12 protein-coding genes, 1 tRNA gene and 2 rRNA genes (1 of these 15 cut by a window edge) are annotated in these 16263 nt (G+C 61.7%); 7 read left to right on the top strand and 8 right to left on the bottom strand.

Annotated features, from left to right (window positions below):
- From FJW03_RS20070 to FJW03_RS20060, 3 genes are all read left to right on the top strand, one after another.
- Positions 1 to 2032, top strand: a 23S ribosomal RNA gene (locus FJW03_RS20070) (it extends 780 nt beyond the left edge of the window).
- Positions 2033 to 2307: 275 nt separating this feature from the next.
- A 5S ribosomal RNA gene (gene rrf, locus FJW03_RS20065) occupies positions 2308 to 2422 on the top strand.
- A 234-nt stretch (positions 2423 to 2656) separates the two neighbouring features.
- Positions 2657 to 2733: transfer RNA gene (locus FJW03_RS20060), tRNA-Met, on the top strand.
- 460 nt (positions 2734 to 3193) lie between these two features.
- On the opposite strand, the gene FJW03_RS20055 is transcribed toward FJW03_RS20060, so the two are convergent.
- The 5 genes from FJW03_RS20055 to FJW03_RS20035 all read right to left on the bottom strand — a co-directional run bounded on the left by FJW03_RS20055 (position 3194) and on the right by FJW03_RS20035 (position 8557).
- Positions 3194 to 3970, bottom strand: a complete 777-nt coding sequence (locus tag FJW03_RS20055) for an ABC transporter ATP-binding protein (RefSeq protein WP_140695389.1) — start codon at positions 3968 to 3970, stop codon at positions 3194 to 3196.
- Positions 3967 to 4986, bottom strand: coding sequence for an ABC transporter ATP-binding protein (locus FJW03_RS20050; RefSeq protein WP_181173257.1), 1020 nt, complete (start codon positions 4984 to 4986; stop codon positions 3967 to 3969). The genes FJW03_RS20055 and FJW03_RS20050 overlap by 4 nt, the downstream gene beginning before the upstream one ends.
- The gene (locus FJW03_RS20045; RefSeq protein WP_140610574.1) at positions 4983 to 5813 is read right to left on the bottom strand and encodes an ABC transporter permease; all 831 of its coding nucleotides are present in this window, start codon (positions 5811 to 5813) and stop codon (positions 4983 to 4985) included. The genes FJW03_RS20050 and FJW03_RS20045 overlap by 4 nt, the downstream gene beginning before the upstream one ends.
- Positions 5810 to 6796, bottom strand: coding sequence for an ABC transporter permease (locus FJW03_RS20040; protein ID WP_140764534.1), 987 nt, complete (start codon positions 6794 to 6796; stop codon positions 5810 to 5812). Before FJW03_RS20040 ends, FJW03_RS20045 begins: the two co-directional genes overlap by 4 nt.
- Before the next feature lie 150 nt (positions 6797 to 6946).
- Complete coding sequence (locus FJW03_RS20035; RefSeq protein WP_140764537.1) at positions 6947 to 8557, bottom strand: ABC transporter substrate-binding protein; 1611 nt, start codon at positions 8555 to 8557, stop codon at positions 6947 to 6949.
- Positions 8558 to 8930: 373 nt separating this feature from the next.
- On the opposite strand from FJW03_RS20035, the gene FJW03_RS20030 reads away from it, so the two are divergent.
- Positions 8931 to 10121: a M24 family metallopeptidase gene (locus FJW03_RS20030; RefSeq protein ID WP_140764540.1), complete on the top strand. Its 1191-nt coding sequence runs from the start codon at positions 8931 to 8933 to the stop codon at positions 10119 to 10121.
- Between the two features lie 206 nt (positions 10122 to 10327).
- Here FJW03_RS20030 and FJW03_RS20025 read toward each other — a convergent pair whose 3' ends face one another.
- From FJW03_RS20025 to FJW03_RS20015, 3 genes are read right to left on the bottom strand one after another with little or no spacing between them, the layout of a single operon-like run.
- Positions 10328 to 10744, bottom strand: coding sequence for a cupin domain-containing protein (locus FJW03_RS20025; protein WP_140609340.1), 417 nt, complete (start codon positions 10742 to 10744; stop codon positions 10328 to 10330).
- Between the two features lie 6 nt (positions 10745 to 10750).
- Positions 10751 to 11608, bottom strand: coding sequence for a phosphoenolpyruvate hydrolase family protein (locus FJW03_RS20020; protein WP_140764543.1), 858 nt, complete (start codon positions 11606 to 11608; stop codon positions 10751 to 10753).
- Between the two features lie 6 nt (positions 11609 to 11614).
- Positions 11615 to 12811, bottom strand: coding sequence for a Tm-1-like ATP-binding domain-containing protein (locus tag FJW03_RS20015; RefSeq protein ID WP_140764546.1), 1197 nt, complete (start codon positions 12809 to 12811; stop codon positions 11615 to 11617).
- A 123-nt stretch (positions 12812 to 12934) separates the two neighbouring features.
- On the opposite strand from FJW03_RS20015, the gene FJW03_RS20010 reads away from it, so the two are divergent.
- The 3 genes from FJW03_RS20010 to FJW03_RS20000 all read left to right on the top strand — a co-directional run bounded on the left by FJW03_RS20010 (position 12935) and on the right by FJW03_RS20000 (position 16263).
- Positions 12935 to 13618 carry a TetR/AcrR family transcriptional regulator gene (locus FJW03_RS20010; RefSeq protein WP_140764549.1) on the top strand — a complete coding sequence of 228 codons (684 nt, stop codon included), beginning with the start codon at positions 12935 to 12937 and terminating at the stop codon, positions 13616 to 13618.
- Positions 13619 to 13976: 358 nt separating this feature from the next.
- A complete protein-coding gene (locus FJW03_RS20005) occupies positions 13977 to 15293 on the top strand; it encodes an ABC transporter substrate-binding protein (RefSeq protein ID WP_140764552.1) in 1317 nt (438 codons plus the stop codon).
- A gap of 64 nt (positions 15294 to 15357) precedes the next feature.
- Complete coding sequence (locus tag FJW03_RS20000; protein WP_140764555.1) at positions 15358 to 16263, top strand: carbohydrate ABC transporter permease; 906 nt, start codon at positions 15358 to 15360, stop codon at positions 16261 to 16263.

Here is a 16263-nt window from a genome sequence, read left to right as displayed (position 1 = left end):
GACCGAACCCATAACTGTTGCAATAGTTCGGGATGACTTGTGGCTAGGGGTGAAAGGCCAATCAAACTCGGAAATAGCTGGTTCTCCGCGAAATCTATTTAGGTAGAGCGTCGACCGAATACCCCAGGGGGTAGAGCACTGGATGGGCTAGGGGTCCTCACCGGATTACCAAACCTAACCAAACTCCGAATACCTGGGAGTACTAGTCGGCAGACACACGGCGGGTGCTAACGTCCGTCGTGAAAAGGGAAACAACCCTGACCTACAGCTAAGGTCCCCAAGTTATGGCTAAGTGGGAAAGGATGTGAGGATCCCAAAACAACCAGGATGTTGGCTTAGAAGCAGCCATCATTTAAAGAAAGCGTAACAGCTCACTGGTCTAAATAAGGGTCTTTGCGCCGAAAATGTAACGGGGCTAAAGCCATACACCGAAGCTTAGGGTTCGTGAGCAATCACGAGCGGTAGCGGAGCGTTCTGTAAGCTGATGAAGCCATACCCGTGAGGGGTGGTGGAGGTATCAGAAGTGCGAATGCTGACATGAGTAACGTAAGGGGAGTGAGAGACTCCCCCGCCGAAAGACCAAGGGTTCCTGCTTAAAGTTAATCTGAGCAGGGTTAGCCGGCCCCTAAGACGAGGCGGAAACGCGTAGTCGATGGGAACCACGTTAATATTCGTGGGCCTGGAGGTAGTGACGGATCACACAAGTTGTCCAATCTTATCGGATTGAACGGGCAGCGGAGTGGTTCCAGGAAATAGCTCCTCCTTATAGACCGTACCCGAAACCGACACTGGTGGTCTGGTAGAGTATACCAAGGCGCTTGAGAGAACTATGCTGAAGGAACTCGGCAAATTGCACGCGTAACTTCGGAAGAAGCGTGACCCTTTTCTGCGCAAGCAGAGGAGGGTGGCACAGACCAGGGGGTAGCGACTGTTTATCAAAAACACAGGGCTCTGCGAAGCCGCAAGGCGACGTATAGGGTCTGACGCCTGCCCGGTGCTGGAAGGTTAAGAGGAGGGGTGCAAGCTCTGAATCGAAGCCCCAGTAAACGGCGGCCGTAACTATAACGGTCCTAAGGTAGCGAAATTCCTTGTCGGGTAAGTTCCGACCTGCACGAATGGCGTAACGACTTCCCCGCTGTCTCCAGCATAGACTCAGTGAAATTGAATTCCCCGTGAAGATGCGGGGTTCCTGCGGTTAGACGGAAAGACCCCGTGCACCTTTACTATAGCTTTACATTGGCATTCGTAGTGGCATGTGTAGGATAGGTGGTAGGCTTTGAAACCTGGGCGCCAGCTCAGGTGGAGCCACCCTTGAAATACCACCCTTATCACTATGGATGTCTAACCGCGGCCCGTTATCCGGGTCCGGGACAATGTATGGTGGGTAGTTTGACTGGGGCGGTCGCCTCCTAAAGAGTAACGGAGGCGCGCGATGGTGGGCTCAGAACGGTCGGAAATCGTTCGCTGAGTGCAATGGCATAAGCCTGCCTGACTGCGAGACTGACAAGTCGAGCAGAGACGAAAGTCGGTCATAGTGATCCGGTGGTCCCGCGTGGAAGGGCCATCGCTCAACGGATAAAAGGTACGCCGGGGATAACAGGCTGATGACCCCCAAGAGTCCATATCGACGGGGTTGTTTGGCACCTCGATGTCGACTCATCGCATCCTGGGGCTGGAGCAGGTCCCAAGGGTATGGCTGTTCGCCATTTAAAGCGGTACGTGAGTTGGGTTCAGAACGTCGTGAGACAGTTCGGTCCCTATCTGCCGTGGGTGTAGGAATATTGAAAGGATCTGTCCCTAGTACGAGAGGACCGGGATGGACGGATCTCTGGTGGACCTGTTGTGGCGCCAGCCGCATAGCAGGGTAGCTATATCCGGACGGGATAACCGCTGAAGGCATCTAAGCGGGAAACCCACCTTAAAACGAGTATTCCCTGAGAACCGTGGAAGACGACCACGTTGATAGGCCGGGTGTGGAAGAGCGGCAACGCTTGAAGCTTACCGGTACTAATAGTTCGATCGGCTTGATCGTTCTCATTCCTTATGCCCATCTGACATAGTCAGATGGTCTTACCAGCGCTCACGCATGAGCGGCCCCTCTGGGGCCTATGCTCCGCGAGGGCGCCGGAAAACCGGCGACGCGCAGTCGCGCTTGCGGGCTTTGCCCGAAGCAACCTGCAAAAGCATCGCCTTGGCACGGAAAGACAGGCAACGGCACAGCCGGATGGCGAGCAGGTATCTCCTACTCACTATTCCCTGCTGCCTAATCCCCTAACCCAGCTTCTCGAATAACGTGCGTTTTGCCGACCTGGTGGTTATGGCGGAGCGGCTGCACCCGATCCCATTCCGAACTCGGCCGTGAAACGCTCCAGCGCTGATGGTACTTCGTCTCAAGACGCGGGAGAGTAGGTCGCTGCCAGGTCTGCTAAACGCACGTTTGATCCGCACATCGTGCTTTCCAAAAATCAAAAATGATTTTTGGATCAATGTGTGGAAATCTTCTCTGAACATGGCCCGCCAACGGGAAACCTCGGGCCGCTAACGCGGCCCTTTCCATTGGCAAAACCAAAAAAGGCAATTGCAAAACGCAATCGTCAGGTAACGCAATCGCCCAGGCGATCGCAGACTACGCAAGCAAACGCTTGCTCAGCGTTGACGCGGGGTGGAGCAGCCCGGTAGCTCGTCAGGCTCATAACCTGAAGGTCACAGGTTCAAATCCTGTCCCCGCAACCAAATCATAAACGGCCCGCTTGGTTCAAACCAGCGGGCCGTTTTGCTATGCCGACCTGGCCCCCGCAACCGGATCAACGCTGGCAATCGAACCCCCAAAGCCAAATCAAATAGCCCGCATGGCATGGCACCAAGCCGGCGGCCGGTTTGATCTGGGAGCCGATGATGGTCACCAATGAGGGGAAAGCAGAACCGGAGCGCCTTGATGGGCAAGAGCCTTCCCAAATGTAAGCTTTCGCTAACAATCTCGTACGCGGCGACTTCACGCCGCTTCAATGCGGCGGGCCCCGTTTCTTCTCGGCAGCGGCCAGCAGGTTCAACGAAGGCGCGTACCTTGGCGCCGGAACCGGGCGGGCGGAAAGACGGCATGGATGCCGCCTGTCGAAGGTCCATTTGGCAAAGACCGGCACAGCACGCAGGCATGGGCGGCCGGGCTCTTGTCACATCCTGTTCGAAGACGGGATCATGGGTTACTTCTGTTCAATCTAGGCGCAGCAGCCACCAGCGCCCTGCCAATGGCCGATCGGGGTGCGTCAATGACGGCACGGGCATCGCCGCTCTCGGCAATCCGCCCGGCGTCGAGAAGGATGACACGGTGGGCGACCGCGCGGGCGACGCCGAGATCATGTGAAATGAAGAGATAGGCGATCTGGTCCTGGCGTTGCAGGTCGAGCAGAAGGTCGAGGATCTGGCCGCGCACCGAGACGTCGAGTGCCGACACCGCCTCGTCGAGCACGATCAGCGACGGCTTCATAGCGATGGCCCGGGCGATGGCCACACGCTGTCGCTGGCCGCCGGAGATTTCGTGTATGGCGCGCGGCGCGAGATCGGCCGCCAGCCCGACGCGCTCGAGCAAGACGGCGATACGGCGCGGACGCTCGGCGCGCGACGCGACGCCATGGATACGCAAGGGATCGTCGAGAACGCGAGCCACCGTGGCGCGCGGATTGAGGGCGGCCAGCGGATCCTGGAATACCATCTGCAGGCGCGCGCGGCGTGCCCTGAGCGCTGCGCCGCGCAGGGCCAGGAAATCGCTGCCCTCAAATTCAATGCGCCCGGCGTCCGGCTCGATCAGGCGCAGCACGAGCCGTGCGATCGTCGATTTGCCGCTGCCGGAGGGGCCGGCCAGCGCCAGCGTTTCGCCCGGGCCGATGTGAAAGGAAACGTCGTCGACAGCGGCTATCGCCTTGCCGCCTCGTCGGTAGATCTTGGAGAGATTGGAGACCGCGAGCAGGCTCATGCGTGGAACTCGCCGCGATTCAACAGCGGGTCAGCATCGAGGCCGATATGAGCGTCGAGCAGGGCACGTGTGTAGGGTTCGGTCGGTGCATTCACAATCCGCGCCGTCGTGCCAAGCTCGATCAGTTTGCCGTGCCGAAACACGGCAATGCGCTCGGCGAGTTCGGCCGCCAGCGCGATGTCGTGACTGATGAACAGCAGCGTCATGCCGTCCTCCGCAACCAACCGGCGGATCAAGGCGACGATCTCGGCCTGCACGATGGTGTCGAGTGCGCTGGTCGCCTCGTCGGCGATCAGCAATCTCGGCCCGGCGGCGATCGCAGCCGCAATTGCCGCGCGTTGCTTCTGGCCGCCGGAGAGTTGATGCGGGAAGGATCGCAGGGCTGCGTCCGGATCGGGCAAGCGGACGCGTTCGAGCAGGGTTTTGGCTCTCGCATATGATGCCCGCCAGTCGAGGCCGAGATGTGTGTGCGCCACTTCGGCGATTTGTTTGCCGATGGTCATCACGGGATCGAGGCTGGCGGACGGATCCTGGAACACGAAGCCGATGTCGCGGCCGCCGAGGGGTGCCAGGCTTTGTTTGGACACAGACTTTTGCGCTCGGCGCTCTAGGAAGCCCCCCTCTGTCCTGTCGGACATCTCCCCGTTAAGGGGGGAGATCAGGCCCGCATGTCGACCTTCGCCAACTACGTCGGCAGCAAGGGGGGAACCGACAGTGGAACTGCTAATTTCCTCCCTTGAGGGGGAGATGTCCGGCAGGGCAGAGGGGGATGCCTTGGCACCAAAGGACGGCGATGATGGCAAGGACCACTCGATGAGGCCTCCAACCTTGGCGGTTGCCGGCAGCAATCCTGCAATCGCCAGCGCCAGCGTGCTTTTGCCGGAACCGCTCTCACCGAGGATCGCCAGACGTTCTCCTGCGGCGATCTCCAGGCTGATCCCCTTCAGCGCCGCCACCTCGGCACCTTCGCGTCGATAGCTAACCGCCAGGTCGCGGATCGAAGCCAGCGAGGTCAAGACAGGCCTTTCTTGACCGCTGTCGTCTCGACGATGCCTTCACCGGCGAGATAGACGCCAAGCACGGTCAGCACCAAGGCGATACCCGGAACGATCGACAGGAAGGGTGCGGTGCGCAGCACCGTGCGGCCTTCCGCGATCATGCCACCCCAGGTGACGCGGTTGGGGTCGCCAAGGCCAAGGAAGGACAAGGCCGCTTCGGTCAGGATCGCCGCGGCGACGATCACCGACGACATCGCCAATACCGGCGGCAAGGCATTGGGCAGCACCTCACGAAAGGCGATTTCCAGGGGATGCATGCCGATGACGCGAGCGCCGGCGACATAATCGCGTTCACGGATGGAGAGGACTTCCGCACGCGCGACACGCGCCGGTCCGGTCCAGGTGCCGAGCGCGATGGCAATTACGACGATGCCGAGCGACGGTCCGACGACGCTGACGAAAGCCAGTGCCAGCAGGAAGCTGGGCACGGTCTGGAAAGCATCGGTGACGCGCATCAGCACCTCGTCGAGGAGGCCGCCGGCAAAGCCGGCCAGCGTGCCGACCACGGCGCCGATCGCGAGTGCCGCCGCCGCTGCCGCCAGGCCGACAGCCAGCGAAGTGCGGGCGCCATGGAAGAGCTCGGCCAGCACGTCACGGCCGAGCCGGTCGGTGCCGAGCGGCAGCGACCAGTCCTGGAAGGGCGGCAGCAGCGCCGGGCCGGCGATGGCTTGCGGGTCGCCGGGAAACAGCAGCGAGGCGGACAGCGCCATCGCGGCCAGTGCGCCCAGAAGAATGGCGCCGGCGATTGCCTCAGGCGTGCGCAGGAAACGGCGGAGCGGGTTCATGCGCCGGCCTCTCCGGCGCCGACGCGCGGATCGAGCAAGGCGTAGGCGATGTCGACGAGGAGGTTGATGACGATGACAAGGACGGCGCTGGTGAGGATGATGCCGAGCAGCAATGGCGTGTCGCGCGCCGCGACGGCTTCCTGCGCCAGCCGGCCGAGGCCCGGAACGGAAAAGACGCTTTCGATGACGACGCTGCCGCCAAGCATCTGCGCCGACTGCAGGCCGAGCATGGTGACCAGCGGCAGCAATGCGTTGCGGGCGACGTGGGCGAGCACGATGCGGCGGCGCGAAAGCCCCCTGGCGCGGGCGGCCAGCACGAAGTCCTGCCGCCAGGCTTCCGCCATGCCGGCGCGCATCATGCGCAGATAGAGGGCGAGGTAAATGAAGCCGAGTGCTGAGACCGGCAGCACCAAATGGATGGCGATGTCGGCGACGCGGTCGAGGCCGGTCCTGTCCGAAGCCAGGGTCTCGATGCCGCCGATCGGCAGCCAGCGCAGGTCGACGGCAAAGATCACGATCAGCACCAGGCCGAGCCAGAAACCCGGCACGGCATACAGCGCCAGCGAGCCGATCGACAGGAAGCGGTCGCGGAAGCTGCCTGGCCGTGCGCCGGCATAGATGCCGAGGGTGGAACCCAGCCCGAAGGACAGCGCGGTGGCGCTGACCATCAGCAGCAGCGTGTTGGGCAAGCGCTCGAGGATCACGTCGCGGATCGGCCTGGAGAACGTCACCGACTGGCCGAGATCGAGATGCAGCAGCGCCCAGAGATAGTTGGCGAGCCGCGTCACCTCGGATTGGTCGAGACCCCAGCGGTGGCGCAGCAGCTCGATCATGCCGGCATCGCCGCCGGTGGAGACGATGTAGGCATCGACCGCATCGCCGGGGGCGGCTTCGAGAAGCAGGAAGGTGCCGATGACGACGATCAACAGCACGAAGATGCTGCCGACGAGGCGACGGCGGAGGAGGATGAGGGCGCGGGTCATGTGCGCCTCCAAGGTGTGGCGATACGCTGGTCAGGATTGCGCCTAGGCACCCCCCTCTGTCCTGCCGGACAGAGGGGGGTGTGAAGAAACCCGGCCGTAGGCCATGTCTCAACACGGATTTCTTCGCGAACTTTCATCCGCGCAAATCTGTCACGATTCCAGATAGGTGTCCGCCCAGTTCGAAACCGCCCAGCGTGGATTGTTGGCGATGTTGCCGACCTTGTCACTCGCGACGCTGATGAAGCTCCATTCGGCGACGTTGATCAACGGCAGGTCGGCGGCGACCTCCTTCTGGAACTGCTTATAGAGGTCGGTACGGGCGGATGTGTCGAGCGTCTCCGACGCTTTGGTGATCAGCGCGTCGAGGGCGTCGTTCTTGTAGCCGCCCTGGTTGGAGAATGGCACGCCGTCTGGAATGCCGCTCTGCACCAGTATGGTGGTCGAGATCGCGGGGTCGCCACGGAACACAGGCGGGCCGACGGCGAGGTCGAAGGCGTGGTCGGTGTAGACGGCCTTGATGTGCGCGGCGGAGTCGTTGTTGACCAGCTGCGCGTCAATGCCGATGGCGGCAAGCGCCTGACGCAGATAGTCGCCGAACTGTTTCGTCTCGTTGAAATAGGGCGCCGGCAGCAGCTTGAGCGAGAAGCGGTTGCCGTCGGCACCCCTTTTGTAGCCGGCCTCGTCGAGCAGCGCGTTGGCCTTGGCGACGTCGAATGGATAGGTCGGCACGTCGGCGGTGTAGAATTGCGGATCGTTCTTCGGCACCGGGCCGGTGGCGGTGGCGGCATAGCCGAGGAACACCGTCTTAACGACGAAATCCTTGTCGATGGCATGCGCGATTGCCTGGCGCACCTTGAGGTCGGCCAGTCCCTTGCGGCGATGGTTGATCTCGACCACGAGCTGATAAGTTAGACCTTCATAGCCCTTGGTGATGACCTTCAGACCCGGCACCTTCGAAATACGGTCGAGGTCTGCCAGCGGCACCGCCGAGAAGGCGGCGAGTTGGATTTCTTCGGCTTCCAGCGCGCTCGCTGCCGAGGTGCGGTCGGGCAACACCTGATAGATGATCTCGTCGAGATAGGGCTCGTCCTTGCCCCAGTAGTCCGTGTTCCTGGTCAGCCGGTAATACTGGCCGGCCTTATACTCGCCGAACTTGAACGGGCCGGTGCCGATGGGCGCGGTGTTGGCCGGGTTGTCCTCGATCTTGCCGACCTCGTAGATGTGCTTGGGCACGACGCTGCTCAGCGCGGGCAGCGCATTGCGGATCAGCTGGAACGGCGTCGGCTTGGCGAACTTGAACACGGCGGTGAAATCGTCCGGGGTGTCGACGGCGGCAAGGTCCTTGAACACGGTGCGGCCGAGATTCTGCAGCGGCTTCCAGATCTGCAGCGCCGAGAAGGCGACGTCGGCCGAGGTGAACGGCTTGCCGTCGTGCCATTTGACGCCTTCGCGCAGCTTGAAGGTCGCCGACAGCCCGTCGGCCGCAGCTTCCCAACTAACCGCCAGGCGGGGGGCAAGCCCATCCTTGCCGTCGAAAGAGGCTTCGGCCAGCGTTTCCACGATCTTGCTGGAGATGAAGAAGACGCCGTTGGAGGCGACGATCGCCGGGTTGAGGTTGTGTGGCTCGGAATCGGCGGCGAGCACCAGCCGGCCACCCTTCTTCGGCGTCTGTGCCCAGCCGAGCGACGGCATGGCCGTGGAGGCCAGCAGCATCGCCGAGCCGGCAAGCATCTTGCGTCTCGAAATCGTGAAATCCGACATGATTTAACTCCCTCCTCTGCGCGACCCGCGTGGCGCGACAAGTCCCCTCGGATGCCGGCAAGCGCATCGGTATCCTCGCGGCGGCGATTATGAGCCTTGCCGAGGGTTTCGCCAGAGACGGAATTGGCGCACCCTCGCTTGGCTTTGAAATTTTCGTCCGCTGGACCAGTTTCGTCGCGCGGGTGCATTTTTGCCTATCTGGTAGGACCAAATTGACAGGATAAAGGGCGAATGGCGACTTATCTATCCTCAATCCGGTCTATTCGCGTATTCTGGATAGACCAGAGAAGACAAAATGGTACAGATTTGGCCGCGCGCCATCGGATCGGGAGCGGAGCCGCGCCGATCACGGGCAATTCAGGGAGATAGAGAGATGAACGTTGCGCCGGGCAAGAATGCCGTCAGCACTGTCCCGTTCGACCAGGCGAGAGTCGACCGGCTGTTGGAGGAGGCCGGCATCGATGTGCTGCTCGCGACCTCCAAGCACAACACGCAGTATCTGCTCGGCGGCTACAAGTTCATCTTCTTCGCCGCCATGGATGCGATCGGCCACAGCCGCTATCTGCCCGTTGTCATCTACGAGAAGGGCGGACCGGAGCACGCGGCCTATATCGGCAATAAAATGGAAGGCGGCGAGCACCAGAACCATCCGTTCTGGACACCGACACTGCATGCCGCCTGCTGGGGCACGCTAGACGCCGCGAACCTTGCCGTCGAGCATTTGCAGAAGATCGGCAAGGCAGGTGCGCGCATCGGCATCGAGCCTGCCTTCCTGCCGTCCGACGCCTACACGCTGATCCGCAAGGCGCTGCCGGACGCCAGGCTTGTCGATGCGACCGACATGCTGGAGCGCATGCGCGCCATCAAGACCGATGCCGAGCTGGAGAAGCTGCGCATGGCCTCCGAACTGATCACCGATTCCATGCTGGCGACCATCGCCTGGGCACGCGAAGGCACGAGCAAGGCCGAGATCATCGAGCAACTGCGGCGCGAGGAGACCAATCGCGGCGCGCATTTCGAATATTGCCTGCTGACGCTGGGCTCCAGCCACAACCGCGCTTCATCAGGCCAGGCGTGGAAGAAGGGCGAGGTGCTGTCGATCGATTCCGGCGGCAACTACCACGGCTATATCGGCGACCTCTGCCGGATGGGCCTTCTTGGCGAACCGGATGCCGAGCTCGAGGATCTCCTGGCCGAGGTCGAGACGGTGCAGCAGGCGGCGTTCTCGAAGGTCAGGGCGGGCACGCTGGGCGGCGACATGATTGCGCATGCCGAGGGCGTGCTGAAGGCCTCGAAGGTCGCGGCGTACACCGATTTCTTCGCCCACGGCATGGGGCTGATCACGCACGAAGCGCCGTTCCTGATGACCAACCATCCGGTGACCTATGAAGGCACCTACGCGGCCAAGCCGCTGGAAAAGAACATGGTGCTGTCGGTCGAGACGACCATGCTCCACCCGACGCGCGGATTCATCAAGCTGGAGGATACTCTTGCCGTAACCGAGACGGGCTATGTGATGTTTGGGGATCGGGGCAGGGGGTGGAATAGAGGCGGGGTGGCCTGATTGGATAAAGGTCGGCGCCGCCCCTCATCCGCCGGCACCTTCTCCCCGTATAGTGACGGGGAGAAGACAGCAGTCGCAACCTCGGCGCTCGTCTTGCAACGCTGAAAATCGGCGGGTGCGCTGATGAAAGCGTCTTTCTCCCCGTCACTATACGGGGAGAAATGTCCGGCAGGACAATGAGGGGCGGCGCTGCCCTGGCACATCAGTCACTCCCCCGCCGGCATCAATCGGAAATCCGGCAGTTCCCGCAGCGCCAATTCCGGCCCGGCCGGCGAATAGACGACGAAGAGCTGCATCGGTCCATCACCGGTGTTGAGCGTCGAATGGAACCGGCTCTCCGGCACATAGATCGTGCAGCCAGGGCCGACTTTTTCGACCATTGGATTGCCCTGCTCGTCCTCGACCATCTGTTCGCCATGGCCCGAGATGACGAAGATGATTTCTTCCGCGCCCGGGTGGTTGTGGCGCGTATGGCCCTTGCCCGATGGCAGGTCGACGACGCCGCCGGAAAAGCGGGTTGCACCATTCACTTCCGGCGCCACCGTCAACGACAATTTTCCCCAGTCGAAGCCGAAGGCACTGACATCCTTCGGGTAAACAAACACCTTGCTCTTGTCGGTCATCTCCCATCATCCCTTCTTTTTCCTGGTCTTGTCGCCAAGGGTCACAGCCTTGAAATCAGCGGTCTGTCTGGCGATCGCGGCTTCCGCCGGCAGCCGCTCCATCGAACTGGCGCCATAGAAGCCGTGCAGGCCCTTGGCATGGGAGAGGATGTAGCCGGCGTCGTCCGGCATCGAGATCGGGCCGCCATGGCAAAGCAGGATGACGTCCTTGCGCACCGCGCGGGCGGCCTCGGCGATGGCGTCGATCGCGACGATGCAGTCGTCGAGCGACTTGGCCGAGGTGGCGCCGATCGAGCCGCCAGTGGTGACGCCCATATGGGCGACGACGATATCGGCGCCGGCCTTGGTCATGGCGCGCGCCTCTTCCGGATTGAACACGTATGGCGTGGTGAGCAGATCGAGCTTGTGCGCCTCGGCGACCATGTCGACTTCCAGCCCGAAGCCCATGCCGGTCTCCTCGAAACTCTGGCGCATGGTGCCGTCGAACAGGCCGATGGTCGGAAAATTCTGTACGCCGGAAAAGCCCATTGTCTTCAGCTCGGCCAACAGCAGCGGCATGATGACGAACGGATCGGTGCCGTTGACGCCGGCCAGCACCGGCGTGCGCTTGACCACCGGCAGCACCTCGTAGGCCATTTCCTTGACGATCTCGTTGGCATTGCCATAGGCGAGCAGCCCGGCGGCCGAGCCGCGTCCAGCCATGCGGTAGCGGCCGGAATTGTAGATGATGATCAGGTCGATGCCGCCGGCCTCCTCGGCCTTGGCCGACAGGCCGGTGCCGGCGCCGCCGCCGACGATCGGCACGCCCTCGGCGATCATCTTGCGGAATTTCTCCAGGATATTCTTGCGCGGGATGGCGGCCATCGGATCTCACTTCTTGGCGATGTCGAGAAAAGCCGCGACCGCGGCTTTGGCGAATCTGGGGTCGTTGATGTGCAGCGGCAGGCGCGTCACCGTGCGCGTTCCGTTCGGCATGATGGTGCGCTCGATGGCCTCGAAAAGCGCCGCATCGGCCTTCGGATCGAAGAAGGCGCCGTCTTCGATGTCGAGCGCCGAGACGCCTTTTTCCGGAATCAGGAAGCGGATCGGACCTTCGCAACGCGCCAAGCGGCCGCCGATCCATTCGCCGATCTGGCGGCATTCCTCGACGGTAGTTCGCATCAGCGTGACGTTGGGATTGTGTTCGTAGACCAGCCGCGCGCGATAGCGCTCAGGAATTGTCGGCGGCGCCCAGAAATTGACCATGTCGAGCGCGCCGACCGAGCCGACATAGGGCAGCTTCGTGCGGACAATGGCGCCGAAGCGGTCCTCCGTTCCTGGCAATACGCCGCCGAACAGCAAGTCGCAGACCTCGGTCGTGGTGATGTCGATGACGCCTGCCAGCAGGCCGCTGTCGGCCAGCTTCTCCATCGAGCGGCCGCCGGTGCCTGTGGCGTGGAAGACCATGCAGTCGTAAGTGGCGCGCAGCTGCTCGGCGATGGCAGTCACGCAGGGCGTGGTGACACCGAACATGGTTAGCCCGATCGACGGCTTGCCGTCGGACGGAGGCGCTGGCCTGGCCGCCATACCTGCGATCGCCTGAGCCGCATTGTGCAGCACGGTGCGGGACAGCCGGTTCAGCCCGGCCATGTCTGTCACCGAGGGCATCATGATGATGTCGGAAACATCGACGTAAGGGGCTGTGTCGCCGGAGGCGAGCGTCGAGACCATGATCTTGGGCAGGCCGAGCGGCAGCGCGCGCATGCCCGAGGTGATGATCGAGGTGCCACCGCCACCGCCAATACCGATCACGGCTGATATGTCGCTTCGTGACTGGATGAAGCGAGCGAAGGCGACGCCCATGGCTGCCACCGCTGTGCCGCGATCATTGCCGCCGAGCACGGCTTCGGTGCCGGCGGGATGATGGCCGGCAATTTCCTTGGCGGTGATGTCTACGGATATGGTCGCGTCGCGCGTTCCGACATCGGCCCGGGAAACGGCAGCGCCGCTGGCGGCGATCGTGTCGGCCAGGAAGGCGAGCTCCTCGCCCTTGGTATCAGCGGTGCCCACGACATAGATGCGTTTCATGGGCCGCCCTGTGTTGGTTGGCTCGGCAGCGGCACTGTTCAGTGGATGAAGACCTTGGTGCTTTACCGCGCCGTGACAAAGCGAGGTCGTTGCAAATTTTTGAGACGAGCGTATCATATTGACATGGATATCTCACGTCAACAAGCGACGACGAACGATGACACAGGCGAGAGGGCCGAGCGTGGACCCCGGGCGCGCACCAAACGGCTGATGCTGGAGACGGCGACGAGGCTTATGCAGGCGGGCGTCACGCCGTCGGTCAGCGAAGTTGCCGAGGCGGCTGAGGTATCGCGCGCCACCGCCTATCGCTATTTCCCGAGCCAGGCGGCACTCGTGCAGGCCGTCGTCGACGAGGGGTTGGGCCCAATCCTGACCTGGCAATCGATCTCCGACGATGCCGAGCGCCGGGTCGCCGACCTGTTCGACACCGCCATGCCACGCATTGAGGCCTTCGAGGCGACGTTCAAGGCGGCGCTGAAACTGTCACTTGATCAGTGGGCGAGGCGCCAGACCGGCACGCTGGGCGGCGAACCGGCCTTCACGCGCGGCCATCGCGTCGACCTGCTCAAGGAAGCGATCGCTCCGCTCAAGGGCCGTTTGCCGCCGCGCGATTTCAACCGGCTGGCGCAGGCGCTGTCGCTGATCTTCGGCGTCGAGGTGCTGATCGTGCTCAAGGACATCTGGGGGCTCGACAGCCGCGGGACGCGGTCCGTTGCGCAATGGGCGGCTGGTGCGCTGGTGCGCGCGGCGGTGACGGATTCGATCGACGGTGGAGATGGTGCCAATACGGCGGCAGTGGTGAAATAGCCTATGTCTGGTTCGACCAGATTTGCATGCCAACTATTGATCTTAATTGCGGTGCCGGGCTTCAAACAAGGCCACTGCACATCACTGAGTAGGAAAATCATGTGAAAACAGTCAGGTAAACCTGCAATTCGACTGTGATGATCCGATCTGGCTCTCAAGAAAGGGCTTGACCAAGGTGCAAAATTGGTAATACCAGATCAGAAAAGAAAAGTGGATCAAAAGCGAGGGCTTCGATCCATTTTCCGGCAGGGTGAGGAGGCCCGGAACCGGAAAGGTGCGAGCAAGGGAGGAACTACCAGGGCCGGCTCCGTCGTCGGCTCGCATGACAGGTAGAATGCGCACAAGGGAGGAAATCATTATGCGCAAGTTAGTGACCAGCGTGCTTGCTGGTATCGGCCTGACGCTTGCCTACGGAACGTCCGTCCACGCGCAGGACAAGGAACTCACCATTTTCTGGGCGGAATGGGACCCTGCGAACTATCTGCAGGAGCTCGTGAACGACTATATGGCCGAGACCGGTGTGAAGGTCACGGTGCAGACCACGCCATGGCCCGATTTCCAAACCAAGGCCTTCACCGAGTTCAACGCGCATGGCGACGCTTACGATCTGGTCGTCGGTGACTCGCAATGGCTGGGCGCCGGTTCGACGCAGGGCCACTATGTCGACCTGACCGACTTCTTCAACCAGCACAAGCTCACCGACGTGATGGCACCCGCGACCATCAAGTATTACGCCGAATACCCTGGCGGTTCCGGCAAATACTGGGCGATCCCGCTGGAAGGGGATGCGATCGGCTGGTCCTATCGCAAGGACTGGTTCGAGGACCCAAAGGAGAAGGAAGCCTTCAAGGCGAAGTACGGTTACGACCTCGATGTGCCGAAAACCTATGCGCAGTTGCGCGACATCGCCGAGTTCTTCCACCGTCCGGACCAGAAGCGGTACGGTGTCGCCATCTACACCGACAATTCCTATGACGCGATGGCGATGGGCGTCGAAAGCGCCATCTTCAGCTACGGCGGCGATCTCGGCGACTATGCAAGTTACAAGGTCGACGGCATCACCAATTCGAAACAGGCCGCCGCCGGCCTCGAAATGTACAAGGACCTCTACAAGTTCACGCCTCCCGGCTGGGGAAAAACCTTCTTCGTGGAGGACAACCAGGCAATCACCGGCGGTCTCGCCGCGATGAGCATGAACTTCTTCGCCTTCTTCCCGCCGCTGGTGAACAAGGCCACCAACCCCTACGCCGACGTTACGGGCTTCTTCGCCAACCCGGGCGGCCCGGACGGAAAGCGCTTTGCCGCTCTGGGCGGCCAGGGAGTTTCGGTCGTCTCGTATTCGAAGAACAAGGACGAGGCGATGAAGTTCCTGGAGTGGTTCATTAAGGACGACACCCAGAAGAAGTGGGCCGAGCTCGGCGGCTACACCTGCAGCCAGGCCGTGCTGAAGTCGGAAGCCTTTCAGAAGGCCACGCCCTACAACAAGGCGTTCTACGACACGATGTTCATGGTCAAGGACTTCTGGGCGACGCCTGAGTACGCCGAAGTGCTCGATCAGTTGAACCAGAACATCTATCCGTTCGTGGTCGGTGGGAAGGGCACCGCTCAGGAGGCGCTAGACAAGACCGCCGCCGACTGGAAGGCGACGTTCACCAAGTACAACCGCTACAAGTAAGCATCAAAGTCGGAATGCCGGAGGAGGGTTCCCCTCCGGCATTCCTGTTTCGGGGAGACGATCATTGGCTTCGGTAGCCCTCACCCATCTTGATCCTGCTTCCAGAGCCGCCGCGCGGGGCTGGTCGGATCTGACCATCCGCAATATGTTCATCATCCCGACGCTGGCTTTCCTGATCGTTTTCAACATCTTCCCGCTGATCTATTCGCTGGGCTACTCCTTCACGAACTTCGCGGCGAATCGGAGCGAGCCGTGGCAGTTCGTCGGCCTGCAGAACTACCGCGAGCTGCTCAGCGACGACCACATCTGGTCGAACTTCGTCACTACGGCGAAGTACGTCATCGTTTCCGTGACCGGCCAGATGATCGTCGGCTTCGGCCTGGCCCTGCTGCTTAATCGCAGCTTTCCGATGAAAGGCTTGATCACCACACTGCTGCTTTTGCCGATGATGATGTCGGCGGCGGTCGTCGGCCTGTTCTGGCAGTTGCTGTACAGCCCATCCTGGGGGCCTATCAACTACGTCTTCGGCCTGGGCGACTTCGCCTGGCTTTCCAATCCCGACAGCGCTCTTTACGCCGTCGCGATCACCGACATCTGGATGTGGTCGCCCTTCGTCATGCTGCTCTCGCTTGCTGGCCTCTCGGCCGTGCCGCAGCATCTCTACGAGGCCGCCGCGATCGACCGCGCAGGTTGGTGGTACACCTTCACCCGCATCACCTTGCCGCTGGTCTCGCCGATCCTGCTGATCGCGCTGATCTTCCGCACGATGGAAGCCTTCAAGACCTTCGACATCGCCTACACGATGACAACCCAACCGACCGCCGAGCTCATCGCAATTCGGCTCTACAAGCAAGCCTTCCAGCAGTGGGACACCGGCAAGTCCTGCGCGCTGGCCTATATCGTGCTGATCATGGTGCTGGCCATCACCAACCTCTACGTGAAGTACCTCAACAAGGTGAAGGAACGCTAG

Origin of the sequence: Mesorhizobium sp. B4-1-4, assembly GCF_006439395.2 — a bacterium.
Lineage (GTDB): Bacteria > Pseudomonadota > Alphaproteobacteria > Rhizobiales > Rhizobiaceae > Mesorhizobium.
This window is presented reverse-complemented; position numbering and strand designations above follow the sequence as displayed.